Annotated in this window: 21 protein-coding genes; 13 read left to right on the top strand and 8 right to left on the bottom strand. The window is 74.6% G+C overall.

The features are described 5' to 3' along the window. Positions 1–13: 13 nt before the first annotated feature. From msrB to AC07A4_RS15365, 4 genes are all read right to left on the bottom strand, one after another. A complete protein-coding gene (gene msrB, locus AC07A4_RS15380) occupies positions 14–421 on the bottom strand; it encodes a peptide-methionine (R)-S-oxide reductase MsrB (protein ID WP_478598052.1) in 408 nt (135 codons plus the stop codon). A 14-nt stretch (positions 422–435) separates the two neighbouring features. Beyond that, positions 436–1,842: a UDP-N-acetylmuramate--L-alanine ligase gene (gene murC, locus AC07A4_RS15375; protein WP_478598049.1), complete on the bottom strand. Its 1,407-nt coding sequence runs from the start codon at positions 1,840–1,842 to the stop codon at positions 436–438. A 385-nt stretch (positions 1,843–2,227) separates the two neighbouring features. After that, positions 2,228–2,701 (bottom strand): indole-3-glycerol phosphate synthase, encoded by a 474-nt coding sequence (locus tag AC07A4_RS15370; RefSeq protein WP_478598047.1) that lies wholly within the window; start codon positions 2,699–2,701, stop codon positions 2,228–2,230. Between the two features lie 133 nt (positions 2,702–2,834). Further along, positions 2,835–3,671 carry a pyrimidine reductase family protein gene (locus AC07A4_RS15365; RefSeq protein WP_478598045.1) on the bottom strand — a complete coding sequence of 279 codons (837 nt, stop codon included), beginning with the start codon at positions 3,669–3,671 and terminating at the stop codon, positions 2,835–2,837. A gap of 46 nt (positions 3,672–3,717) precedes the next feature. Between AC07A4_RS15365 and zapE the strand changes: the two genes are divergently transcribed. The 3 genes from zapE (at position 3,718) to AC07A4_RS15350 (ending at position 7,243) form a co-directional block, all read left to right on the top strand. Further along, positions 3,718–4,812: a cell division protein ZapE gene (zapE, locus tag AC07A4_RS15360; RefSeq protein ID WP_478598042.1), complete on the top strand. Its 1,095-nt coding sequence runs from the start codon at positions 3,718–3,720 to the stop codon at positions 4,810–4,812. 57 nt (positions 4,813–4,869) lie between these two features. Next, entirely contained in the window at positions 4,870–6,252 is a 1,383-nt protein-coding gene (locus tag AC07A4_RS15355; RefSeq protein WP_478598039.1) for an alkaline phosphatase PhoX, read from the top strand. A gap of 175 nt (positions 6,253–6,427) precedes the next feature. Continuing rightward, complete coding sequence (locus AC07A4_RS15350) at positions 6,428–7,243, top strand: polyphosphate kinase 2 family protein (RefSeq protein ID WP_478598912.1); 816 nt, start codon at positions 6,428–6,430, stop codon at positions 7,241–7,243. A gap of 4 nt (positions 7,244–7,247) precedes the next feature. Here AC07A4_RS15350 and AC07A4_RS15345 read toward each other — a convergent pair whose 3' ends face one another. Further along, positions 7,248–8,396, bottom strand: a complete 1,149-nt coding sequence (locus AC07A4_RS15345) for a methyltransferase (protein WP_478598037.1) — start codon at positions 8,394–8,396, stop codon at positions 7,248–7,250. A 258-nt stretch (positions 8,397–8,654) separates the two neighbouring features. On the opposite strand from AC07A4_RS15345, the gene AC07A4_RS15340 reads away from it, so the two are divergent. After that, positions 8,655–9,536, top strand: a complete 882-nt coding sequence (locus AC07A4_RS15340) for a polysaccharide deacetylase family protein (protein ID WP_478598034.1) — start codon at positions 8,655–8,657, stop codon at positions 9,534–9,536. A gap of 24 nt (positions 9,537–9,560) precedes the next feature. Beyond that, complete coding sequence (locus AC07A4_RS15335) at positions 9,561–10,289, top strand: peptidyl-tRNA hydrolase (protein WP_478598031.1); 729 nt, start codon at positions 9,561–9,563, stop codon at positions 10,287–10,289. A gap of 5 nt (positions 10,290–10,294) precedes the next feature. Here AC07A4_RS15335 and AC07A4_RS15330 read toward each other — a convergent pair whose 3' ends face one another. Next, positions 10,295–10,903: a hypothetical protein gene (locus AC07A4_RS15330; RefSeq protein WP_478598029.1), complete on the bottom strand. Its 609-nt coding sequence runs from the start codon at positions 10,901–10,903 to the stop codon at positions 10,295–10,297. Positions 10,904–11,155: 252 nt separating this feature from the next. Here AC07A4_RS15330 and AC07A4_RS15325 point away from each other — a divergent pair, with 252 nt between their 5' ends. The 6 genes from AC07A4_RS15325 (at position 11,156) to AC07A4_RS15300 (ending at position 18,234) form a co-directional block, all read left to right on the top strand. Further along, positions 11,156–11,923, top strand: a complete 768-nt coding sequence (locus AC07A4_RS15325; protein ID WP_478598909.1) for a DUF4142 domain-containing protein — start codon at positions 11,156–11,158, stop codon at positions 11,921–11,923. A 100-nt stretch (positions 11,924–12,023) separates the two neighbouring features. Continuing rightward, on the top strand, positions 12,024–13,313 hold the full coding sequence (locus AC07A4_RS15320; RefSeq protein ID WP_478598026.1) for an MbnB/TglH/ChrH family RiPP precursor modification enzyme: 1,290 nt from the start codon (positions 12,024–12,026) through the stop codon (positions 13,311–13,313). Positions 13,314–13,461: 148 nt separating this feature from the next. Continuing rightward, positions 13,462–14,550 (top strand): TIGR04222 domain-containing membrane protein, encoded by a 1,089-nt coding sequence (locus tag AC07A4_RS15315; protein WP_478598023.1) that lies wholly within the window; start codon positions 13,462–13,464, stop codon positions 14,548–14,550. Positions 14,551–14,801: 251 nt separating this feature from the next. After that, positions 14,802–15,584 carry a DUF4142 domain-containing protein gene (locus AC07A4_RS15310; RefSeq protein WP_478598021.1) on the top strand — a complete coding sequence of 261 codons (783 nt, stop codon included), beginning with the start codon at positions 14,802–14,804 and terminating at the stop codon, positions 15,582–15,584. 72 nt (positions 15,585–15,656) lie between these two features. Further along, entirely contained in the window at positions 15,657–16,448 is a 792-nt protein-coding gene (locus tag AC07A4_RS15305; RefSeq protein ID WP_478598018.1) for a TIGR04222 domain-containing membrane protein, read from the top strand. A gap of 127 nt (positions 16,449–16,575) precedes the next feature. Continuing rightward, positions 16,576–18,234 carry an alpha/beta hydrolase gene (locus AC07A4_RS15300; RefSeq protein ID WP_478598016.1) on the top strand — a complete coding sequence of 553 codons (1,659 nt, stop codon included), beginning with the start codon at positions 16,576–16,578 and terminating at the stop codon, positions 18,232–18,234. A gap of 48 nt (positions 18,235–18,282) precedes the next feature. On the opposite strand, the gene hemQ is transcribed toward AC07A4_RS15300, so the two are convergent. Beyond that, the gene (hemQ, locus tag AC07A4_RS15295) at positions 18,283–19,002 is read right to left on the bottom strand and encodes a hydrogen peroxide-dependent heme synthase (RefSeq protein WP_478598013.1); all 720 of its coding nucleotides are present in this window, start codon (positions 19,000–19,002) and stop codon (positions 18,283–18,285) included. A gap of 4 nt (positions 19,003–19,006) precedes the next feature. Continuing rightward, positions 19,007–20,485, bottom strand: coding sequence for a protoporphyrinogen oxidase (gene hemG, locus AC07A4_RS15290; RefSeq protein ID WP_478598010.1), 1,479 nt, complete (start codon positions 20,483–20,485; stop codon positions 19,007–19,009). A gap of 163 nt (positions 20,486–20,648) precedes the next feature. Between hemG and AC07A4_RS15285 the strand changes: the two genes are divergently transcribed. Then, on the top strand, positions 20,649–21,686 hold the full coding sequence (locus AC07A4_RS15285) for a DUF4349 domain-containing protein (protein WP_478598008.1): 1,038 nt from the start codon (positions 20,649–20,651) through the stop codon (positions 21,684–21,686). A gap of 98 nt (positions 21,687–21,784) precedes the next feature. Then, positions 21,785–23,161: an FAD-dependent oxidoreductase gene (locus AC07A4_RS15280; RefSeq protein ID WP_478598005.1), complete on the top strand. Its 1,377-nt coding sequence runs from the start codon at positions 21,785–21,787 to the stop codon at positions 23,159–23,161. Positions 23,162–23,614: the final 453 nt, after the last annotated feature.

Genomic DNA, 23,614 nt, shown 5'->3' with positions numbered 1-23,614 from the left:
CGCGCGGGGCGGCTTAGTCGTCGGCCGGGGTAAGGCGAAGCGAGATCGAGTTGATGCAGTAGCGCTGGTCCGTGGGGGTCGGGTAGCCCTCGCCCTCGAAGACATGGCCCAGGTGGGAGCCGCAGCGGGCGCAGCGGACCTCGGTGCGGACCATGCCGTGCGAGGTGTCCGAGAGCAGCTCGACGGCGTCGCTGTCCTTGGGGTCGTAGAAGCTCGGCCAGCCGCAGTGCGACTCGAACTTCTCGGTCGACCTGAAGAGCTCGGCGCCGCAGGCACGGCAGGAGTAGACGCCCGCGGTCTTCGTGTCCGTGTACTCGCCCCGGAACGCGGGTTCCGTGCCCGCCTGACGCAGCACCGCGTACTCCGCGGGGGTCAGCTCGGCGCGCCACTGCTCGTCGGGCTTGTCGACGTCGTACGACATGGAACGCATCCCCTTTACTTGGACGGCTGGCCCAGGTGGTCCAGGATCCGCGGGCCGAGGTCGGTGACGTCGCCCGCTCCCATGGTGAGAACGAGATCGCCGGGGCGGGCCATTCCCGCGATCAGCTCCGGCGCGGTGGCCTGGTCGGCCGCGGCGCGCACGTCGGCGCCCGCGGCACGGGCGGCGTCGATGATGAGTGCGCTGGTCACACCGGGGATCGGGTCCTCGCGCGCGGGGTAGATGTCGAGCACCACGGAGGCGTCGGCGAGGGCCAGGGCCGCGCCCATCTCGGTGGCGAGCTCCTGGGTGCGCGAGAACAGGTGCGGCTGGAAGAGGACGAGCAGGCGGCTCTCGGCGGCGGCGCCGCGCATGGCCTCCAGGTCGGCGGTCATCTCCGTCGGGTGGTGCGCGTAGGAGTCGATGACCTGGACGCCCGCGGCCTCGCCCTTGAGCTGCAGGCGGCGCTTGACGCCGGTGTACGAGGCGATGGCGGGGGCCAGCTCGGCGGCGGGGATGCCGAGGGCGGCGCCCGCGGCGAGCGCGGCGACCGCGTTGAGCGCGTAATGGCGGCCGGGGACGGAGACGGCGAAGCGCAGCTCGGTGCCGTCAAGGACGGCGGTGACCTCGCTCTTGAGGCCCTTGGGGGTCACGTCCGTGACGCGCACGTCGGCGTCGGCGGCCTCGCCGTAGGTGACGACGCGCGGCCCGGACGGCTTCTTCGCCAGGCGTCGCGTGAGCTCCCTGGCGCCTTCGTGGTCGGCGGAGATCACCAGCGTGCCGCCGGGCACGATTCGGTCGGCGAACGTCTCGAAGGACTCGTAGATCTCGTCCATGGACGCGTAGTTGGCGTGGTGGTCGAGCTCCACGTTGAGGACGATGGCGACCTCGGGCGCGTACTTGTGGAAGCTGCGGTCGCTTTCATCCGCCTCGGCGACGAAGATCTCGCCGGTGCCGTGGTCGGCGTTGGAGCCGGGCGCGTCCAGGTCGCCGCCGATGGCGTACGACGGGCTGAGGCCGAGCGCGGCGAGGCTGACCGCGAGCATGGACGTGGTGGTCGTCTTGCCGTGCGTACCGGCCACGGCCAGCGGGCGCGCGCCCTCCATCAGCGCGGCAAGCGCGTCCGAGCGGTGCACGACCGGGATGCCGAGCTCGGCGGCGCGGGCCAGCTCCGGGTTGTCGGCGCGGATCGCGGAGGAGACGACGACGCAGCTGGCGTCGTCGGCCAGGTGCGCCGCCGCGTGCCCGATGTGCACGGCCGCGCCGCGCGCGCGCAGGGCGTCGGCGGTCGCGGAGTCCTTGGCGTCACTGCCCGCGACCTGGGCGCCGCGCTGGGCGAGGATCTTCGCGATGCCCGACATCCCGGCGCCGCCGATGCCGATGAAGTGCGGTCGGTCCATGGCGGTGGGAAGGCCGGATGCCATACGAATTCTCTCCGAAGCTGCGGTGACGTTAGCGGCCCCCACCCTACTGTCCCCACCTCACCACCTGAGGACGAGCACGCGGCGCGGATACTCAGCCCGTCCGGCGTTTGAGGACAAGCGCGAAGCGCGGTGATCCAGCCCGTCCGGCGCTTGAGGACAAGCGCGCAAGCGCGATGATCCAGCCTGTCCGGCGTTTGAGGACAAGCGCGCAAGCGCGGGTATTTCAGCCCGTCCGGCGTTTGAGGACAAGCGCGCAGCGCGGTGATCCAGCCTGTCCGGCGTTTGAGGACAAGCGCGCAAGCGCGGGTATTTCAGCCCGTCCGGCGTTTGAGGACGAGCGCGCAGCGCGAAAGCGGGGCCCGCCGGGCGAGGCCGAGCGCGGCGGCTACGGCTCAGCGTGGGAGAACAGCTTCAGCACCGGCACCCCCACCTTGTGCCGCGCCCGCGAGGCCCAGTCCCGGTGGAAGAACTCCTCCACGTAGTGGGGGTCGGTGAGCACGATGACCTCATCCGCCCCCGCCGCGTCCACGAGCTCACGCAGCGCGTCCAGCGGGTGGTCCTCGATGAGCCTGCCCTCGGCCCTGCCGCCCGCCGCCCGCAGGGCGGTGAGGGACACGGCCAGGGCCTGCTCGCCGGGCTCGACGGCCGCGGCCCCCTCGGGCACGCTCCCCTCGCGCGCGGCCTCGTCGAACTCGCCGAGCGCGACGTCGTCGATCGCCCGCAGCAGGCGGTCCGCCTGGTCGCCGCGGGGCTGCAGGAGCACGTGGAAGGTGACCGGCTCGTCGCCGTGCAAGGTGGTCACGAACTCCACGTCGGCGGACGTCAGGGCCTTCTCGATCATCAATACGCTTGTGAACACGACAGGCGCCCTTCTCCTCCGTGGGCCGTGGCAAAGGCCCCTGCGGAAACCATCCTGCCCCGCGCCTGGACGGGGGCTGCGCACTTTAGTGTGCCCCGCCGAAGCGAAACGGAACGGTGGATTCCGCCGATTCTCAGGACCGACGGTATCGGGTGAAGAGGAACCCGGCCTCTTCCAGTACGGACACCAGTGCGAACCGTGCGGGTACGGGTACCCCGGGCCCCCCGGCGATACGCTGCGCCCCGCCCGCCGTGAGCATCGGGGAGACCGTCAGGCACAGCTCGTCGAGCGCGCCCGCCGCCACGAACTGGCCGAGCAGCCGCGGCCCGCCCTCGGTGAGCTGCCGCGTGAGCCCCCGCTCGGCGAGCTCCCGCACGGCCCGCTCGGGCTCCACCGCGGCCCCGTCACCGGCGATCACGACCTCGGCGCCCGCCTTGCGCGCGGCCCGGACGCGGTCGGCGGGCGCCCCCGCGCCGGTCACCACGAGCGTGGGCGTCAGGGGCGAGGTGAACAGCGGCAGCGTGTAGTCCAGGTCGAGCCCGGCGCTGACCACGGCGATGGCGGGCGCGGGGGCCTGGCCCGCGGCCGCGCGCCGCCCGGCGAAGGCCTCCCGCGCGCGGGCCGGGCGGTAACCCTCCTGGCGTACCGTCTCGGCCCCCACGACGACCACGTCCGCGAGGCCCCGCAACGTACCGAAGATCCGCATGTCGGTGGCGTCGGAGATGGGCTGGGAGCGGCCGTCGTGCTGGGCGGCGCCGTCGAGCGTGGAGACCATGTTGGCGCGCAGCCAGGCGCCGCGGGGGCGGTCGGCCGCGGGCGGGTAGGCGTACGCGTCGGCGAGCTCGTCCAGGGTCCACTCGCGGTCCCCCTGAGGGGTACCGGAACCGGTACCGGAATCAGCACGGGAACCAGCCCTGGAATCCGCGCTGGAATCGGCTGTGTGGTCGGTCACAGGGAACAGGCGTCGCATGCCCGGCAGTCTTACACGGCGCTGATCAGGCCTACAGTGGAGAACCGTGTCAGCCACCACCGCTGCCCCCGGGCAGAGCGCCATACCCGAAGCGGGCCCCTCGTCCCTGTGCGCCCGCGAGCCGCGCGTGCCCGCGGACCGTCTCGTCGCCGAGATGGTGCCGCCGCCGCGCTTCGACGCGGTCCGCTTCGACACGTACATCCCGGACCCCAACCAGCCGAGCCAGACCGCGGCCGTCGGGGTCCTGAGCGCCTTCGCGGGCGGTCTCGGCGGGGCGCACGCGAGCGGCTCCGGCAAGCGCCGCTGGTTCCAGCGGGCCAAGCCCGCCGCCCCGAGTGGCCCCCGGGGCGTCTATCTGGACGGCGGCTACGGCGTCGGCAAGACCCATCTGCTCGCCTCCCTGTGGCACGCCACCCCGGCCGAGCCCGCGCTGAAGGCCTTCGGCACCTTCGTGGAGCTGACGAACCTGGTCGGCGCGCTCGGCTTCCAGCAGACGGTCAAGACCCTCAGCGGCCACCGCCTGCTGTGCATCGACGAGTTCGAGCTGGACGACCCGGGCGACACGGTCCTGGTGTCGACGCTGCTCGGCAAGCTCGTCGACGCGGGCGTGGCGCTCGCCGCGACCTCCAACACGCTGCCGGGCAAGCTCGGCGAGGGCCGGTTCGCCGCCGCCGACTTCCTGCGGGAGATCCAGGGCCTTTCCGCGCACTTCAAGGCCTTGCGCATCGACGGCGACGACTACCGCCACCGGGGGCTGCCCGAGGCCCCGGCGCCGTACACCGAGGAGCAGGTCACCAAGGCCGCGTACGCCACCGAGGGCGCGAGCCTGGACGACTTCCCGCACCTGCTCGACCACCTGGCGCGGGTCCACCCGAGCCGGTACGGCGCGCTGACCGACGGCCTCAAGGCGGTCTGCCTGACCGACGTCACCCCGGTGCCGGACCAGTCGACCGCGCTGCGCCTGGTGGTGCTCGCCGACCGGCTCTACGACCGCGAGGTGCCGGTGCTGGCCTCCGGCGTCCCCTTCGACCGTCTCTTCGGCGACGACATGCTCAACGGCGGTTACCGGAAGAAGTACTTCCGGGCGATTTCGCGGCTTACGGCGCTGGCCAGGGACGCCAAGGGGCTCGTGCGCGACTGAGTCGCGTGGTACACACATGCGGGTCATGTTCCTGTCCGCCAGCAGGAGGTTGCCCGTATGTCCGACACACGACCCAGCGCGACCAGACGTCAAGTGCTCGCCCGCACCGGCGCCTTGGGCGCGTCGATCGCGTTCACCGGTGCCCTGTCCGAACTGTTCGCGGGGACCGCGACCGCGGCCGCCCAGGGCAAGGCGGGCTACGGCCCGCTCGTGCCCGACCCCCAGGGCCTGCTCGATCTGCCTAAAGGTTTCCGCTACAAGGTCCTCTCCCGCGAGGGCGACCCGCTGCGCTCCGGCGAGGGCAGGGTGCCCAGCAACCACGACGGCATGGCCGCCTTCCGCGGCCGCCGCGGCGGTGTGCACCTGGTGCGCAACCACGAGAACCGCGTCACCGCGAAGATCGGCGTGCCGACCGTCGATGGACTGACCTACGACCCGGCCGCCAAGGGCGGCTGTACGGCGCTCGCGCTCGACCACCGGGGCGACGTCACCGGCGAGCGCGTCGCCATCGCGGGCACCGCCGTCAACTGCGCGGGCGGGCCGACGCCGTGGGGCACCTGGCTGACCTGCGAGGAGACCGAGGACAAGGCCGGCACGAACGGCTACACCAAGGACCACGGCTTCATCTTCGAGGTCGACCCCGTCGACCCGCGCCGCACCGGCGCCGTGCCGCTGACGGCGATGGGCCGCTTCCAGCACGAGGCGGTCGCGGTCGACCCGTGGCGCGGCGTGGTGTACGAGACGGAGGACGCGTTCCAGAAGCCGTTCGGCCTGTTCTACCGCTTCCTGCCGGACCGCCCCGAGGGCGGCCGCGGCTCCCTGCGGGCGGGCGGCCGCCTCCAGGCGATGCGGGTGCCCGGCGTCCCCGACCTGTCGGCGGTCCAGGAGCCCGGCGCGTCCTTCCGCGGCGTCGAGTGGGTCGACGTACCGGACCCGCTCGCGGTGTCCACGCCCATCCGCCACCAGGACTTCGGCCCGAAGGGCATCACCCACGCCCAGAAGCTGGAGGGCTGCTACTGGGGCGGCCGCTGCGTCTACTTCGTGTCGAGCTACGCGCGCAGAACGGAGGGCTCGGCGGGCGACCACTACGGCCAGGTCTGGCGCTACGACCCGGCGCGCCGCTGCCTCACCCTGGTGATCGTCTTCGGCCCGGACACCGACGTCCAGCTGCCCGGCGAGTCCCCCGACAACATCTGCCTGGCCCCGAGCGGCGGCCTGATGGTGTGCGAGGACGGCGGCGGCGCCCAGCACGTGTACGGCGTGACGCGCGGCGGCCGGGTCTACGCGATGGCCCGCAACGCCAAGGACATCGGCACCCCTGAGGAACCCGAGTGGGGCGAGTTCGCGGGCGTCACCTTCTCGCCCGACCACCGCACGATGTACGTGAACTGCTACACGCCCGGAACGACGTTCGCGGTGACGGGCCCCTGGCACGAGTGACCCCCGTGCCCTACGAGTAGCGCCGGTTCCTCCCCGGACGCAGGATCAGGGGAGGAACCGGAAGGGGTGCGCGGTGGCGAAGTCCAGGAACCCGAAGAAGCCCGGGAAGCCCGGGAAGCCCGGGAAGCCCACGAAACCCGGAAAGGCCGCCGCCCGCCTCTCCGACCTGCTGCGGATGCCCGAGGGCGACCGGATCGACCTCTCCTCGTACGACGCCCGGGCCACGCCCGGCGGTCCTTCCGGCAAGGCGGACGGGCTCCTGGCGACCGCCCGTCTGGGTGAACGTCTCGCGGACCTCCAGGAGCGGCTGTACGCGGCCAGCACGCAAGGGGAGCGGCGGCGCCTCCTGCTGGTCCTGCAGGGGATGGACACCAGCGGCAAGGGCGGCACCGTCAAGCACGTCATCGGCCTGTTCAACCCGTCCGGCTGCCGCATCAAGGCGTTCAAGGCGCCCACGCCCGAGGAGCTGAGCCACCCGTTCCTGTGGCGGATCGCGCAGGCGCTGCCCAAGGCCGGCGAGATCGGCATCTTCGACCGCTCGCACTACGAGGACGTCCTCATCGCCCGCGTCCGCGAGCTCGTGCCGCGCAGCCAGCTGGGCCGCCGCTACGGCCAGATCAACCGCTTCGAGCAGTCCCTAGCCGACGACGGCGTGACGGTCGTCAAGTGCTTCCTGCACATCTCATACGAGGAGCAGCGCGGCCGCCTCCTGGAGCGCCTCGACAACCCCGACAAGCACTGGAAGTTCAACCCCGGCGACATCGCCGAGCGGGCGCTGTGGCCCGCCTACCAGGAGGCGTACGAGCTGGCCCTAGAGCGCTGCTCGACGCCGTCGGCCCCCTGGTACCTGATCCCCGCCGACCGCAAGTGGTACCGCAACTGGGCGGTCAGCACGCTGCTCCTGGAGCACCTGGAGGCGCTCGACCCGCGCTATCCGAAGGCGGACTTCGACGTGGCGGAGTGCCGTCGGCGGCTGCTGGCCGAGGGCTGACCGGCTAGTCGGCGGGGGCGAGCCGCCACAGCGATGTGACTTCGGCGCCGCGGGCGGCGTGCAGGGGGTCGCTGGCGTCGGAGGCGCGGGGGTGGCGGGGCTTGGCGTCGTGCCGGTCCAGGACGCGCAGGCGGGCCGCTTCGAAGGCGTCGAGGAGTTCCTGCCGGGTCCTGAGGCCCAGGTGCTCGGCCAGGTCGGAGATGATCAGCCAGCCCTCGCCGCCGGGCTCCAGATGGTCCGCGAGCCCCGCGAGGAAGGCCTTCAGCATGGCGCTGTCCGGGTCGTACACGCCCTGTTCGACCGCGGAGGTCGGCCGCCCCGGGAGCCAGGGCGGATTGCACACGACGAGCCCGGCCCGCCCGGCCGGATACAGCGCGCCGCCGTCCACCACGTCAACGTGCCCGCCGTGCCCGAGCCGCTCCACGTTGTCCCGGGCGCAGGCCAGGGCGCGCGGGCTGCTGTCGGTGGCCGTGGTCAGGCCGACGCCCCGGTGGGCGAGGACCGCGGCGAGGACGCCGGTGCCGGTGCCGAGGTCGAAGGCGGTGCCGGTGGCGCCCCGCGCGGGCGCGGGCAGCGGGGCCGCGGCGACCAAGTCGACGTACTCGCCCCTGACCGGCGAGAACACCCCGTAGTGCGGGTGGATACGGCCGCCTGCGGCCGGGATCTCCACGCCGTTCTTGCGCCATTCGTGGGCGCCGATGACGCCGAGGAGCTCGCGCAGCGAGACGGCGGTGCGGCCCTGGGGCGGGCCGTAGGCCTCCGCGCAGGCCTGCCGGACGTCCGGGGCGCGGCGCAGAGCGAGGCCGTGGTCGTCCTCCAGGACCACCAGGAGCATGCCGAGCACCCGGGCGCGGTGTCCGCGCGCCTGGCGGTGCCGGTGGAACGTCTCGGCCGGGGTGGACCCCGGCTTCGGCGAAAGCCGGTCCAGGCGCCGCCCCAGCGCCTTCAGGAGCTGCCGGGCACCCTGGTAGTCCCCGCGCCACAGCAGCGCGGTGCCCTCACAGGCCAGGCGGTACGCGAGGTCGGCCCGCGTCCGGTCGTCCGCGACGGCCACCTTGCGGGGAGCGGCCATCCCGCTCTCGGAATGCCAACGGGCCCCGCGAGTGGCCCCGGACTCCGGCCCCGAGGGCTCGGTCCAGCTGATGTCGGACATCGACGCGCAGTCACTCCTAGCAGTCACCAGGGCGCCGATGGACGCCCCCAGGACGATGACACACGGCGCCCACCACTCCAAACGAAGCGCGAGATCCAGCCCGTCCGGCGTTTGAGGACGAGGCGCGAAGCGCCCATGCTTGTGAGCGGGGCCCGGGGCGGCAGCCCCGGTTTCGGGAAGGGGCGGGCCTGGGGCGCACCGCGAGGGACACCCACCACTTACCCGATTTACCGCCCATATCCAGATACCGTCCCCTCCGTGATCACCCGCACCCAGAGGTGGACCACCACCCTCGCCCTCACCACCGCCACCCTCACCGCCTGCTCCACCCCCACCAACATCCCGGCAACACCCCCACCCCCACCCGCCGCCACCACGAGCCCCACACCCCCACCCCCACCCCCCACCCTGGCCCCCGGCCCCCAGGGCCTGACCCCGGTCTTCAAGAACGCCCCCCGCACGGGGGGCGACACCGTGGCGCTCACCTTCGACGCCGACATGACCGCCGACCAGGGCCCCCGGGCCACCGCGGGCGAACGCTTCGACAACCCGGCCCTCGTCGCCACCCTGCGCCGCCTGAAGGTCCCGGCGACGTTCTTCATGACGGGCCGCTGGGCCGAGCAGTACCCGGACCAGGCACGGGCCATCGGCGGGGACCCCCTCTTCGAGGTGGCCAACCACTCGTACAGCCACTACGCCTTCACGGGGAACTGCTACGGCCTGCCGACCCTGCCCCGCGCCCGCATGCGCGCCGACGTGGAGCGCGCGTTCACCGCGTTCCGCCGCGCGGGCGTCCGGCGCCCGGTGCCGTACTTCCGCTTCCCCGGCGGCTGCCACGACCGCGCGGCGCTGCGGGCGCTCGCGCCGGGCGGGGTCACGGCGGTGCAGTGGGACGTGGTGGGCGGCGACGCGTTCGCGACGGACCCGGACGCGGTGGCGCGGCAGGTCCTGGCGGGGGTGCGCCCGGGCTCGGTGGTGGTCCTGCACTGCACCCACAGCGCGGCCCCGGCGACGGAGCGCGCGGTCCGCCGCATCGTGCCCGAGCTGCGCGCCCGCGGCTTCCGCCTGGTCCGGGTCTCGGAGCAGATCGGCGCCGCCCGCGCCCGGGGCGAGGCCCGGGGACCGTCCGGAAAGGGCTGATCAGCGCCCTGGCAGACTGGACGGGTGACCGCTTACGAACCCCAGGCCCACAGCCCCTTCCGTGCCGAGCCCTCCGCGCGGGACGAGGCGCCGCAGTTCGTGCTGCCGCTGGTGGCCCGCATCGAGCGCGGCGCTCCCCCGGCCCGTACGGACGCCCTGGAGACGGCGGCGCGGGCGGTCCTGACGATCCTCAGCGACGAGCGCGCGCACGGCGAAGGCGTGTGGGCGCGGGCGATGCGGGACTGGCAGGACGCCCGCATCCGCAAGGTGGTGCGCAGGGCGCGGGGCGCGGAGTGGCGCCGCGCGGAGGCGCTCGACGGCATCACGGTGGGCGGCGCCGCGGCGGAGGTCCGCGTCTATCCGCCGGTGCCGCTGGACGGCTGGCCCAAGGACCTGGTCAAGCTCCAGGTCTCGGGCACGGAGCTCGACGACCCCGAGCCGCCGCTGCCCCCGGACCCGGACGCCCCGGTCCTGTGGCTGAACCCCGAGGTCACGATGTCGGCGGGCAAGACGATGGCGCAGGCGGGCCACGGCGCGCAGCTGGCGTGGTGGGAGCTGTCCGGCGAGGACCGCGCGGCCTGGCGGGACGCGGGCTTCCCCCTCGCGGTGCGCACCGCGACGCCGCCGCTGTGGCGCGAGCTGACGGCCAGCGGCCTGCCGGTGGTGCGGGACGCGGGCTTCACGGAGATCGCCCCGGGCCCGACCGTCGTCGCCGAGGGCGGCCGCCGCCTCTGCCCGCTGCCCCGCCACTGACACGGCTACTTGACGTTCCCGCCGAAGACCACCGCTTCCATCGCGTAGTCCGGGGTGACCTCGATCTGCACGTACGTCTGGGACTTGGGCAGTTCGCAGGCCACCCGGGCGGTGATGGCGCGGCCGGGGCGCAGATGGGTGCGGGGCGGTCCGTGGAGGCCGCGCTCGCTGTCGAAGATCTCCTCGCCGTCCCGCGCGGCGGTGCCGTACTGGCACAGGACCGAAAGATCGCCGACGTCGACGACCTTGCCAGTGCCGTTCTTGAGCTTCAGGGTGAAGGCGACGTACGGGGTGTTCTCCGGCGCCGCGTACGCGCTGGAGACGCCGCGGGCGAAGCGGGACAGGGAGACCTCGGTGCCGTTGTCGTAGACGGCGGTCTCGGTGAGCTTCCACGTGCCGTCGCCGCGCGCGTCCCGTCCGTCCGCGCCGGGCATCCCGGAGGGCTCCGGGGTGGACTTCGGGGGATGCGTCGGGACCTCCCGGGTGCCGCTCGCCGTCACCGTCTCGGTGACCGTGACGGCCGGGCGCGGCTTGCCGTCGCCGTCGCCGCAGGCGGTGAGCGCGGTGGTGAGGACGGCCGCGGCGAGCAGCGCGGCGCCGGCTTTCCCGTGCATGGTGGTGCCCCCCAAGTGCGGTACGCGGGCCACCAATTGTGGAGTCGGCGTGTACGCCGCGTTCGGCTTCCGGGGCGCTTCGTGGCCGATACGTGACCGAGCCGCGCCCCTGATGTGAGGGGTGACTCCGGTCACACCCCCGCATACCCCTGAACGCGCCCCTCGCGCCTCCCGTACCTTCCCGTACCACCAACTGGCTTGGACGGGGGTCCAGGAGCGGCCCGGGAGGCACTGTTGCGGCGCACCATGCCCATCAAGCACATCAACGGCACGGCTCTGATCGTCGCGGCCCTCGTCGTCACCGTCGGCGCCCTTGCCTTCCCCGTGTGGTCGTACGCGGACCGCTCGGGAACCGGCGAGGCGAACCTCAACGCCGGGAGCGTGTCGACGCGTTGGGGCCCGCTTTCGGCCACCGACCGGGACTTCCTGGTGCGGGTGCGGCTCGCCGGTCTGTGGGAGATCCCGGCCGGGCAGCAGGCCGTGGAGCGGGCGCCGACCAAGGCCGTCAAGGAGGCGGGCGACCATCTGATCGTCGGCCACACCGACCTGGACGAGCGGGTGCGCTCCGTCGCCTCGCAGCTCGGCGTGGAGCTGCCCAACCAGCCGAACGAGCAGCAGCAGGGCTGGCTGCGGGAGCTGACGCGGGCGCGCGGCGACACCTACCCGCGCAAGTTCGCGAACCTGCTGCGGGTCGCGCACGGCAAGGTGTTCAGCCTCGTCGCCCAGGTCCGGGACAGCACCCGCAACTCGCTGGTGCGCCAGCTGGCGACGGACGCCAACCAGACCGTCCTCGACCACATCACCATGCTCGAAGGCACCGGCTTCGTCGACTTCGACGCGATCGCGGACGGCAACGCCGCGAACTCCACGGCGAGCCCGACAGGACCGCCGCCGCCCGGCGGCGACGCGCCCCCGCGGCCCGACCCCGCGGGCCCCACCGGCGATGTCTCGGGCACCTCACGGCCATCGCCCGGGCCTCCAGGGACCGTGAACACCGATCGTCCCGAACCTCAAATGTAGCTCTGAATCCGCTGATCAGAAGGTTCGGGCACCCCGGTCACGGTCATGACACCGGCGTCGAAGGAGGATGGCGAGAGCATCCGAGGAACCGGGGGGAATCATGGTGCGACTGGGTACGGGGATCGGCTGGCGACCGGAGATCGCCGACGCCGTGGAGCGCATGCCCGGCGTCGACTGGGTCGAGGTCGTGGCGGAGAACGTCTGCCCGGGGCATCTGCCCGAGGCGCTGCTTCGGCTGCGCGAGCGCGGCGTCACGGTCGTGCCGCACGGCGTCGGCCTGGGGCTCGGCGGCGCCGACCGGCCCGACGAGCACCGGCTCTCCGCGCTCGCGGAGCGTGCGGAGGCCCTGGGCGCGCCGCTGGTCACCGAGCACATCGCGTTCGTACGGGCCGGTGGTCCGCTGACCGCGACCCAGCAGCTGGAGGCGGGCCACCTGCTGCCGGTGCCGCGCACCCGGGACGCGCTCGCGGTGCTGTGCGAGAACGTGCGCGCCGCGCAGGACGCCCTGCCCGTGCCGCTGGCGGTGGAGAACATCGCCGCCCTGGTCTCCTGGCCCGGCGAGGAGATGACGGAGGGGCAGTTCCTGTACGAGCTGGTGGAGCGGACCGGCGTACGGCTGCTCATCGACGTCGCCAATCTGCACACCAACCACGTCAACCGCGGCGAGGACCCCGCCAAGGCGCTCGCCGAGCTGCCCGTGGAGGCCATCGCGTACGTGCACGTGGCGGGCGGCTTCGAGCGGGACGGGGTCTGGCACGACAGCCACGCGCACCCGGTGCCCCAGGCCGTCCTCGACGTGCTCGCCGAACTCGCCGCGCGCACCGCGCCGCCGGGCGTGCTCCTGGAGCGCGACGAGAACTTCCCCGAACCCGGGGAGCTGGAGCGGGAGCTGGCCGCGATCCGCGCCACGGTGACGACGGCCGCCCCGCCCGCGGCCGCCGCCGAGCGGCCCGCCCGCGTGGAGCCCGCCCCGCCCGCCGTCCGCGAGCGCGTCGCCCTGGCCCAGGCCTCGCTCCTGTCGGCCCTCGTGGCCGGGACGCCCGCGCCGGAGGGCTTCGACCGGGCCAGGATCGCGGTGCAGAGCCGGGCGCTCGCCGCCAAGCGGGCGGACGTGGTGGCGAAGGTCGCCCCTGAGCTGCCGGAGATCCTCGGGCCCGGCTACCGCGAGGACTTCCTCGCGTACGCCGCGCACCGCCCGATGACCGCCGGATACCGGCGCGACGCCCTGAACTTCGCCGAGCACCTGCTGCTCGCGGGCCGCCCCGAGGACGCCGACGCGCGCGGCCGCCTCACCCGCTGGTGGCTGGACCGCTCGGGCCCCAAGCCTCTGGAAGGACGCCCGGTCACCCGCTGGCTGCGAGCGGCGCGCTTCGCGCTGCGCAGAGCCTAGGGGCGGGGGCGGGCCCGGCGGCGCGCCCCCGGGGCGTGGGCCGCGCGGGTCCCACCGGTCCGGTGCGCGGGCCGCCGCACGAGCGGCATCACTTCGATCACATCTCGTCCGGCCCTGGCGGCCGGGCGCTTCACGGGGGACCCATGTCATGCGGCACACACCAGCCAGTCACGTCACGCACAGCCACGTCACGCACCTAGCGACCCCGCAGCACGAGGCCGCCGAGGCCTTCATGGTCGCCTACTTCCTGTTCCTCGCCGCCTTCTGCGCGGTGCTGGTGATCGGCGTCGCCGTCGCCCGGCGTCGCTCCGGGCGCCTCGCCGGGATCACCCCGGCCGGCTCCCTGGACGACGCGTATGAGGCCGCGTTCCTCGCGGGCGGCCCCGGCCGGGTGGCCGACGCCGCGCTCGCCGCGCTGCGGGAGGCGGGGCACGTCGCCATCGCGCACCCCGGTGTCGTCGGCGTCGCCCCGGGGGCCTACGCCCGGCACCCGGTGGAGCACGCGGTGCTCGCCACGTACGCCGCCGCGCCCAGCGGCGCCCTCAACTGGCTGCGCGCCGCCGTGATGCGGGCCCCGGCCGTGCAGGCGCTCGGGGACGCGCTGACCGCCCGCGGCCTGATGGTGCCGCCCGGGCCGATGCGCCCCTGGCGGCGCCGGGCCTTCGCCTTCGCGCTCCTGTGCGTCGCGGTCGTACCGCTCGGCCTGCTCATCGAGACGACGGTCTCGAACGGGCCCTCCGACCCCGTCGTGCCCGATGCGGCGTTCCTGCTCGTGGTGCCCGGCATCGTCATCGGCGTGCTCTGCTCGCGGGCCGCGAGGGACCGGGCGACCGCGAAGGGCCGGTTCGCGCTGAAGCTGCACCGCGTCCGCACCCGCAAGCAGGACCTCGGCGCGGCCCACCAGGTGGCCGTGCTCGGGCTGCGCGGCATTCAGGACGCCGACCTGCGCAAGGAGTTCACTACGGCGCGCCGGCTGCGGGTGGGCCACCCGCCGACCGTCCCGGTCTCCGCGTCCTCGGCGCACCCGGGCCCCCTCGCCGTGTGGACCGGTGAGCCGATCACCTGGTGCGCGGGCGACTCCGGCTGCGGCGGTGCCAGCTGCGGCGCCGCGAACCGCGACGGCGAGGGCGGCGGGCGCGGCTCCGGCTGCGGCAGCGGAGGCGGCTGCAACGGCGGCGGGGGCTGCGGATCGAGCTGCGGGGGCGGCTGCGGCGGGGGCGGCGGGGGCGGCGACTGAGGCCCGGCACAGGAACAACGGCTGGGGCGGGAGCGTGGCCGGGCGTCACGCTCCCCGCTCTCCCGGGTGGGCGGAGCGCCGCGTACGCGCCCCGCCCCCAGGGCCCTTCACCGGCCCCTCCACCATCCCGCGGGCGTGCGCGACCGATCCAAGTCCGCGGGATCGTACGGACGTTGACGTACGCGGCGCGCTCAGGCGGCGCCGCGGCCCTCCGGCACGCACTAGCGTGCGGTGGCGCTACAGGAGGCGTCATGCGATCCCGATTCATCACGCGATCCCGATTCATCACCGGCAACGGCCTCGTCCTCGCGGGGCTCGTCGCCACCCTGGCCGCCCTGGCCTTTCCCGTCTGGTCCTACGACGACCGCTCCGGCACCGGTCTCGACGCCCTCAAGGCGCAGACCGTGTCGACCGAGTTCGGGCCGCTGTCCGCGCTCGACCGGGACTTCATCACCAAGGTGCGCCTCGCGGGCCTGTGGGAGCTGCCCGCAGGGCAGCAGGCCGAGGAGCGCGGCACGAGCCGCGCCGTGCACACCGCGGGCGAGCACCTCGTGGAGGGGCACACGTTCCTCGACGCGCGCGTGCGCGAGGTCGCCGCCGCGCTCCGCCTCGAACTGCCCAGCCAGCCCACGGCCCAGCAGCGGCGCTGGCTCGCCGAGCTGAGCGCGGCGCGCGGGGCCGCGTACGACACGGCGTTCGCGAACGTGCTGCGGCTCGCGCACGGCAAGGTGTTCGCCATCGTCGCGGAGGTCCGGGCCAGCACCCGCAACTCCCTGGTGCGGGCGCTCGCCGACGACGCCAACACCACCGTCCTCGACCACATCAAGGTCCTGGAGGCCACCGGGCTCGTCGACTTCGACGCCCTGGCCCGCGCGGCCGCCTCCGCGGCGCCCGGGCCCGTGACCCGCTCGCCCGCGCCGCCGGGCCCGGTGGACGGCTCCCCTCCGCCCGCGACCCCCGTCACACCGACCCCCGAGTTCTCCCTGCCGCCCGCCGTCTCCCGGCCCAAGCCTCCCCCGCGCCCCGGCCCCTGACCGGCGCGGAGGGCGTCCACATCCTGGAAACCCGGTGGCGCCGTCACAAGGCCTTCACATAGAAACGGCCGCATGGTCTGGCTTCCGTTGCTGCTTCTCGCCTGCGCCCTCGCCGCCGTGTCCTGCGGGCGGCTGTGCGTGGCCGCCGTGCGGGCCGCCGCCGCCGAGGCCAAGGGCGCCCACCAGGCGCGCCAGCTCACGCTCTACGAGGCGGCGTTCCTGTCCGGCGGGCCCGCGCGGGTGGCCGACGTGACGCTCGTGTCGATGGCGCGGCGGCGCCGGCTGCTGCTCGCGCACACGGGCTGGGCGACCGTCGTCGACCCCGTCGCCGGGGACGAGATGGAGCGGTCCGTGCTGGGCGCCATCGGCCCCGGCGGGCAGTCGCGGATAGCGCCGGTGCGCCGGGCGGCGGCCGCCGCCGACGCCGTGCGGGTGCTCGCCGACCGCCTGGTCGCCGCGGGGCTCGCCGTGCCGGACGGCGCCTGGTCGGGCATCGCGGGCGCAGCCCGGCAGGTGCGGGCCGCGGCGGCCGCCGTGGCGGTGCTCGGCGGCTGCGCGACGCTCCTTCCCGGGCAGGCGCGCGGCGGCGGCCTGCCGGTGGCCGCCTGGTTCGCGCTGCCGCTCGTGCTGACCCTGAGCTGCCTGGCCATCGCCCGCTTCGAGGTCCCGGTCACGCGCTGGGCCTCGCCCGCCGGGCAGCGGCTGCTCGGCGCGCTGCCCTCGCGCGACGGACTGACCGCCGTGGCCGTGCGCGGCGTCCGCGCGCTCAACGACCCGGGCCTGCGGGCCGCGCTCTCGCACCGGGACCCGAACCTGGACGGCCACCGCGAGACGGGCCACGAGACAGGCCAAGGGGGTCATTGAGCCGACACCGGCGGGCCGGTGCTTTACCTGGCGAGACCACGGGCGAATCATCCCTTTCATCACATCTGACCGCGCCTGCGCGCGTCACCCCCGGCCCTGAGCCGCACGAAAGGGACACCCCACAGCGATGAGAGCCGTAGCCGCCGCCCTGTACGCCACCGCCGGATCCCTGGTCCTGACCGCCCTCGTCGCCGCCCCCGCGGACGGCTCCCCCGCCGCCTCCACCAGCTCGAAGACGTCCCCCGTCCCCGAGGCGCACGGCACCGCCGTCGCCGCCGCGCGCGCCGCGGCCGCCGGGATCCGCTTCGGCGCCTGTCCCGCCGCGGAGGGCCTGCCGCCGTCGGTGCGCTGCGGCACCGTCACCGTCCCGCTCGACTACGCCCGCCCCGACGGCGAGCGGATCTCCCTGACCGTCAGCCGCGCCGAGGCGAGCGGCCGCCACGGCGGGCACGAGGTCGCGCGGCAGGGCTCGCTGGTCTTCAACCCGGGCGGACCCGGCGCGTCCGGCATGTACTTCCCGCTGGTGCGGGGCCTGCCGGAGTTCCAGCGCCTGGCGGCCGCCTACGACCTCATCGGCTACGCCCCGCGCGGCGTCGGCCGCTCCGCGCCGCTGTCCTGCCAGGACCCCAAGGAATTCACGAAGGCGCCCACGCAGTCGCCGGTCGTCCCTGACGCCGCCGACAAGGCCGAGCGCGTCGAGCGGGCGAAGGCCTACGCGCGCGGCTGCGCCGAGCGGACCGGGGACGCGCTGCGGCACTACACCACCCTGAACAACGCCCGCGACCTGGACGTCCTGCGCGCCGCCCTCGGCGAGGAGAAGCTCACGTACATGGGCGCCTCGTACGGCACCTACTTCGGCGCCGTGTACGCGACGCTGTTCCCGACGCACGTGCGCCGCATGGTCTTCGACTCGGCCGTCAACCCGGACCCGGACCAGATCTGGTACGCCAACAACCTCGACCAGTCCGCCGCCTTCGAGCGGCGCTGGGCGGACTTCCGCGCCTGGGTGGCCAAGCACGACAAGACGTACCGCCTGGGCACGACGCCCGAGGACGTGCTGCGCGCGTACGAGAAGGTGCGGGCGGCGGTGACGCGGAAGCCCGCGGGCGGCACGGTCGGCTCCGACCAGCTGCACTCGGCGTTCCTGCAGGCCGGGTACTACGACGACTACTGGCCGATGCGGGCCACGGCCCTGTCGCAGTTCCTCAAGGGCAATCCGCGGCCGCTCGTCGAGCAGGCCGGGCCGCGGCCCGCGGCGGCCGCCGAGGACGAGAACGGCAACGCCGTGTACACCGCGGTCCAGTGCAACGACGCCGCCTGGCCCACCGACTTCCGGGTGTGGGACCACGACAACACCGACCTGGCGCGTGAAGCCCCGTTCGAGACGTGGGACAACGCCTGGATGAACCTGCCGTGCGCCTACTGGCCCGCGCCCCGGCAGGAGCCGGTGGACGTGTGGGCACCGGCGACCGCGCTGCCGCCGACGCTGATCCTGGCCGCCGAACGGGACGCGGCGACGCCGTACGCGGGCGCCCTTGAACTGCGCGACCGGCTCGGCGGCTCGGTCCTGGTGACCGAGCGCGGCGCGGGCACCCACGGCATCGCGGGCGGCCCGAACGCCTGCGTGAACGCCCACATGGACGCGTACCTGCTGGAGGGGCGGCTGCCGGACGCGGACGCCGAGTGCGGCCCGCACCCGGAGCCAGGTCCCCTGTCGGGCGCGCGGGCGGCGGCCCCGGCCGAGCGGGCCGGGGTCTGGCCCCGGGCGGCCCTGCCGCGCCGCTGAGCCGCTGAGCCGCCGCGCCCCGGGCCGGGGCGCGGCGGTCGCGCGGTCCTAGGCGAGGCCGTCCACGAGGTCCGCGACGGACTTGCGGCGGCCGGTGTAGAACGGCACTTCCTCACGTACGTGCATCCGGGCCTCGGAAGCGCGCAGGTGGCGCATGAGGTCGACGATGCGGTACAGCTCGTCGGCCTCGAAGGCGAGCAGCCACTCGTAGTCGCCGAGCGAGAAGGAGGCGACGGTGTTGGCGCGCACGTCCGGGTAGCCGCGGGCCATCTTGCCGTGGTCGGCGAGCATGCGGCGGCGGTCCTCGTCGGGCAGCAGGTACCAGTCGTAGGAGCGCACGAAGGGGTAGACGCTCACGTAGTTCCGGGGCGTCTCGTCGGCGAGGAACGCCGGGATGTGCGACTTGTTGAACTCGGCGGGGCGGTGCAGCGCCATGTTCGACCACACCGGCTCCAGGGCGCGGCCGAGCTTGGTGCGGCGGAAGAGGTTGTACGCGGTCTGGAGCTCGTCGCTGGTCTCCGCGTGCCACCAGATCATGACGTCGGCGTCGGCCCGGAGCCCGGACACGTCGTAGACGCCACGGACCGTGACGTCCTGGGACGCGAGTTTGTCGAACAGCTCCTGGACTTCGTCCGCGTAGCCGAGGCGGCTCTCGGGAAGGGCGTCGCGGAGCTTGAAGACCGACCACAGCGTGTAGCGGATGACCTCGTTGAGGTCCTTGGCCTTCTTGCCCGCGTTGGGGATCTTGGCGGGGGCGTCGTCACTCATGGGGCTATTCTCCCGCGCCGCCGTGCAGGCTCCGCACCGGGTGGGCGGTGAGCTCCGCGACGCCCGCGAGGTCCCCCGCCAGCTGGTCGACCGCCGCGTACGCGCTGGCCACGCAGGCGGGGATGCCCACGCCGTCGTACGCGGCCCCGCACACCGCGAGGCCGGGCAGGCGCCCCACGTGTGCGCGGACGCGGGCCACGCGCGCGTGGTGGCCGACGGGGTACTGGGGCAGTCCGTCGTGCCAGCGGGTGACGCGGGCGGCGACGGGCCGGGCCGTGAGGCCGACGGCGGCGCGCAGGTCCGCGCGCGAGACGTCGATCAGCTCGCTGTCGTCACGCTCCAATTCCTTCTCCTCGCCGTGGCGCCCCACCGAGGTGCGCAGGACGCACAGGCCGGGGTTCTCGGCGGCGATCCAGCCCCATTTCTGGGAGGCGAACGTGGACGCCTTGATGGTGTGGCCGTCCACGGGCGGCACGAGGAAGCCGCTGCCCTCGGGCAGGTCCACGTCGGCGCGCCGGTAGGCGAGGGTCATCAGGGCCATGGAGGCGTACTCGACGGCGCGCAGCTCGGCGGCGGCCGCGGGGGCGGCGTCGCCCAGGAGCCGGGCCGCGTGCGGGGCCGGTACGGCGAGCACCACGGCGTCCGCCTCGATCAGGGCGTCGTCGACGAGCACCTCCCAGCCGTCGGCTCCCGCGTGGCGCAGGCCGTGCACGGGGCTGTTCAGGAGGATCTCGCCGCCGCGGGCGCGCACGGAGTCCGCGACGGCCAGCGGCAGCCGGCCCACGCCGCCCTCGATGCCCATGAACACCGGGCCCGTCCGCTGCCGCGCGGCGGCCTGCTCCTGGAGCGCGCGCACCCCGTCGAGCAGGGAGGCGTGGGCGCGGGCGGCTTCGTACAGCTGGGGCACGGCCATGCGCAGCGACAGGCGGTAGGCGTCCCCGGCGTACACCCCGCCGAGCAGCGGCTCCACCAGGCGGTCGACGACCTCGCGGCCGACGCGCGCCGCCACGTACTCCCCGACGGCGATGTCCTCGCCGACGTCGGTGGGCGGCAGCTCCGCGTCCCGCGCGATGCGCGCGATGCCCTCATCGGACACCACGTCGGCGAGCGCCGACGGGTCGCCGGGCACGCCCATCACATGGCCCTTGGGCATGGGGCGCAGGGCGCCGCGCGTCCACAGCGATGCGCTCGCCGTGGCGGGCGCCTGGAGCGCGTCGGCGAGGCCCACTTCGCGGGCGAGGGTGACCGCCTCGGGGCGGCGCGCCAGCATCGACTCGGCGCCGAGGTCGACGCGGGCGCCCTCGATCTCGCCGGGCAGGAGCTTGCCGCCGACGCGGCCGGAGGCCTCCAGGACGGTCACGCGGGCGCCCGTTTCGAGCGCCCGGTGCGCGGCGGCGAGTCCGGCGATGCCGCCGCCCACGACCACGACCCGGGTCCGCTGTCCGCCGTGCCCCTGACCTGTATGGGTGTCCGCTGCGCGCATGCCCCCACTGTCTCAGACGGCCCCGCGGCCCGGGCGGCGGTGTCCCGCCGGGCCGAGTCCCGCCCGTGACCTCGCCGGAACCGCTTCGGAACCGTCGGGGCCGAACGAGACGGGCGCCTCGGCCGTCGTAGGGGCACAGCCACGACGAGCTCGGGGGTACGGGATGGGGACGGGCGGGGCATCGAAGAAGACGGCGCGGGGCGGGGGCGCGCGGGCCCTTGCCGTCGCGCTGCTCGCGGGCGCGCTCGCGCTCGCGGGGTGCGGCGGGGGCGGGAGCGACGACGGCGGCGGCAAGGGCGCGGCCCGGCCCGAGCGGGCGGCGGCCGGTGACAGCGGCGCGGACGTGGCCCAGGGCGACGAGGGCGCCGCGCGCGAGGGCGGGCAGGCGGGCGGCAAGGCCAAGCGGCCGCCCAAGGACTTCCGGCCCGAGGGCCCGCACGTCATCCGCACCGTGACGCTGACCGTGCGCGTCAAGGACGTGCCGAAGGCCCTTGAGCGGGCGCGCGCGGCGGCCGAGGAGGCGGACGGCCTGGTCGGCGACGAGACCACGGACCGCGACGGGCGCGGCCGGGAGCGCTCGCGGGTGGTGCTGCGCGTCCCGCAGGAGCGGTACGAGGGGGTCCTCGACGACCTGGAGGGCACCGGCAGGCTCGTGGAGCGCAGCGCCAAGGCCGAGGACGTCACCGAGGAGGTCGTCGACGTCGAGAGCCGGATCAAGACGCAGCGGGCGAGCGTGGCGCGGGTGCGGGTCCTGATGGACAAGGCCACGAAGATCAGCGACATCGTGTCCCTGGAGGGCGAGCTGAGCACGCGTCAGGCGGACCTGGAGGCGCTGCTCGCGCGGCAGGCCTCGCTCAAGGACCGCACGGCGCTCGCGACGATCACGCTCACGCTGACCGAGTCCCCCTCGGGCGGGGGCGGGGGCGACGGCGGGGGCGACGAGCCGACGTTCGTGGACGCGGCGAGCGGCGGCTGGGACGCGTTCGTGACGATGCTGCGCTGGGTGTCGGTGGCGCTGGGCGCGGCGCTGCCGTTCGTGGCGGGCGCGGCGGTCCTCGCCTTCGCGTGGCTGCGCTGGGGGCGGACGCGGCGGCCGGGCGCGGGCCGGGCGGCGGCGCCGTCGGCCGCGCCTGAGGCCGCTCCGGTGCCCGCGCCGCCCCAGCGGGCCCCCGCGGCCCCTCACACTCCGGACGGTGACTGACCGTTCCGGTGGGGTGCGTTGTCCGACGCCACGGGGGTGGGCGTCGGGCAACGCGCCCGTGCTCCTGGGCCGTTGACCGGCGACGTAGCGTGGGACGCATGAGCGAACGACTGGTGGTCATCGGAGGCGACGCGGCGGGCATGTCCGCCGCGTCACAGGCACGCAGGCTCAAGGCGCCCGGCGAACTGGAGATCGTCGCGTTCGAGCGCGGCTCCTTCACCTCCTTCTCGGCGTGCGGCATCCCCTACTGGGTCGGCGGCGAGGTGTCCGAGCGCGACGACCTGATCGCGCGGACGCCCGAAGAGCACCGGGCCCGCGCGATCGATCTGCGGATGCGAACAGAGGTGACGGAGATCGACCCGGCCGGGCGCCGGGTGCGCTCCCGGGACCTCGCCTCGGGCGCCGAGGAGTGGACGGCGTACGACAAGCTCGTGATCGCCACCGGCGCGCGGCCGCTGCGGCCGCCGCTGCCCGGCATCGACGCGCCGGGCGTGCACGGGGTGCAGACGCTGGACGACGGCCAGGCCCTCCTTGACACCCTCGCGGGCACCGAGGGCCGCCGTGCCGTGGTGATCGGCGCGGGCTACATCGGCGTGGAGATGGCGGAGGCGCTGCTGCGCCGCGGCTATGAGGTCACGGTGGTCAACCGCGGCGAGCAGCCGATGTCCACGCTCGACGCGGACATGGGGCGGCTCGTCGGGGACGCGATGACGGGCCTGGGCATCGCGATGGTGAACGACGCCGAGGTCACCAAGATCCTCACGGGCGAGGACGGGCGGGTGCGGGCGGTGGCCACCGAGGACGCCGAGTACCCGGCGGACGTCGTGGTGCTCGGGATCGGCGTCCGGCCCGAGACGGGGCTCGCGCGGGCCGCGGGCCTTCCGCTCGGCGAGCACGGCGGGCTGCTCACCGACCTGGCGATGCGGGTGCGCGGCCCCCTCGCGGACGGGGCGATCTGGGCGGGCGGCGACTGCGTGGAGGTCCTCGACCTGGTGTCGGGGCAGACGCGGCACATCGCGCTCGGCACGCACGCCAACAAGCACGGCCAGGTCATCGGCTCGAACGTGGGCGGGGGTTACGCGACGTTCCCGGGCGTGGTGGGCACGGCCGTGAGCAAGGTGTGCGACCTGGAGATCGCGCGCACCGGGCTGCGGGAGAAGGACGCGCGGGCGGCGGGGCTGCGGTACGAGGCGGTGACGATCGAGTCCACCAGCCGGGCCGGGTACTACCCCGGGGCGGCCCTGATGACGGTGAAGATGCTGGCGGAGCGGCGCACGGGGCGGCTGCTCGGGGTGCAGATCGTGGGCCGTGAGGGGGCCGCCAAGCGCGTCGACGTCGCGGCGGTCGCGCTGACGGCGCGCCTGACGGTGGAGCAGATGACGGCCCTGGACCTCGGCTACGCCCCGCCGTTCTCCCCGGTCTGGGACCCGGTCCTGGTCGCGGCCCGCAAGGCGGTCCGCGCGGTGGGCGTCTGACCGGTTCGATCGCCGCTCCGCGGCTCGTCCTCAAACGCCGGACGGGCTAGAACTGCCTCAGCCACGGCCGTGCGCAGTCAGCCCGTCCGGCGCTTGAAGACGAACGCGCCAGCACGACGATCCAAGCCCGTCCGGCGTTTGAGGACGAGCGCGTCAGCGCGACAGTTCGAGCCCGTCCGGCGATTGAGGACGAGGCGCGGAGCGCCGATCGACGGGGCGCGAACACGCCGGGCGCACGCCCCACCGGTGCAGACGCCAAGTACTTCGGTGGCGAGGCAGGGCGAACCCCCGTGAGCGGCCACGCGTTCCCGAAGACGGTGCAGGCGTCAACGATCCACGGCTCCCCACCCCACCCGCACACCCCCTGTCGCGGGCCTCAGGAGTTCCCCGTTCTTTTCCGCCAGATCTCGCGGAATCGGCGCGGCACCCCCAGGCGAGTCGCACCATGTGACG

The sequence above is a fragment of the Streptomyces sp. NPDC043996 genome, from assembly GCF_056435225.1.
Note: the sequence above shows the minus strand (reverse complement) of the source record. Positions and strands in the feature narration are given on the sequence as shown.

Bases quoted from the DNA above. Each gene is read 5' to 3' on its own strand.
- msrB (WP_478598052.1), bottom strand. From the start codon at position 421: ATGTCGTACGACGTCGACAAGCCCGACGAGCAGTGGCGCGCCGAGCTG.
- murC (WP_478598049.1), bottom strand. From the start codon at position 1,842: ATGGCATCCGGCCTTCCCACCGCCATGGACCGACCGCACTTCATCGGC.
- AC07A4_RS15365 (WP_478598045.1), bottom strand. From the start codon at position 3,671: ATGCGACGCCTGTTCCCTGTGACCGACCACACAGCCGATTCCAGCGCG.
- AC07A4_RS15355 (WP_478598039.1), top strand. From the start codon at position 4,870: ATGTCCGACACACGACCCAGCGCGACCAGACGTCAAGTGCTCGCCCGC.
- AC07A4_RS15350 (WP_478598912.1), top strand. From the start codon at position 6,428: ATGCCCGAGGGCGACCGGATCGACCTCTCCTCGTACGACGCCCGGGCC.
- AC07A4_RS15345 (WP_478598037.1), bottom strand. From the start codon at position 8,396: ATGTCCGACATCAGCTGGACCGAGCCCTCGGGGCCGGAGTCCGGGGCC.
- AC07A4_RS15330 (WP_478598029.1), bottom strand. From the start codon at position 10,903: ATGCACGGGAAAGCCGGCGCCGCGCTGCTCGCCGCGGCCGTCCTCACC.
- AC07A4_RS15320 (WP_478598026.1), top strand. From the start codon at position 12,024: ATGGTGCGACTGGGTACGGGGATCGGCTGGCGACCGGAGATCGCCGAC.
- AC07A4_RS15315 (WP_478598023.1), top strand. From the start codon at position 13,462: ATGCGGCACACACCAGCCAGTCACGTCACGCACAGCCACGTCACGCAC.
- AC07A4_RS15310 (WP_478598021.1), top strand. From the start codon at position 14,802: ATGCGATCCCGATTCATCACGCGATCCCGATTCATCACCGGCAACGGC.
- AC07A4_RS15305 (WP_478598018.1), top strand. From the start codon at position 15,657: ATGGTCTGGCTTCCGTTGCTGCTTCTCGCCTGCGCCCTCGCCGCCGTG.
- AC07A4_RS15300 (WP_478598016.1), top strand. From the start codon at position 16,576: ATGAGAGCCGTAGCCGCCGCCCTGTACGCCACCGCCGGATCCCTGGTC.
- hemQ (WP_478598013.1), bottom strand. From the start codon at position 19,002: ATGAGTGACGACGCCCCCGCCAAGATCCCCAACGCGGGCAAGAAGGCC.
- hemG (WP_478598010.1), bottom strand. From the start codon at position 20,485: ATGCGCGCAGCGGACACCCATACAGGTCAGGGGCACGGCGGACAGCGG.
- AC07A4_RS15285 (WP_478598008.1), top strand. From the start codon at position 20,649: ATGGGGACGGGCGGGGCATCGAAGAAGACGGCGCGGGGCGGGGGCGCG.
- AC07A4_RS15280 (WP_478598005.1), top strand. From the start codon at position 21,785: ATGAGCGAACGACTGGTGGTCATCGGAGGCGACGCGGCGGGCATGTCC.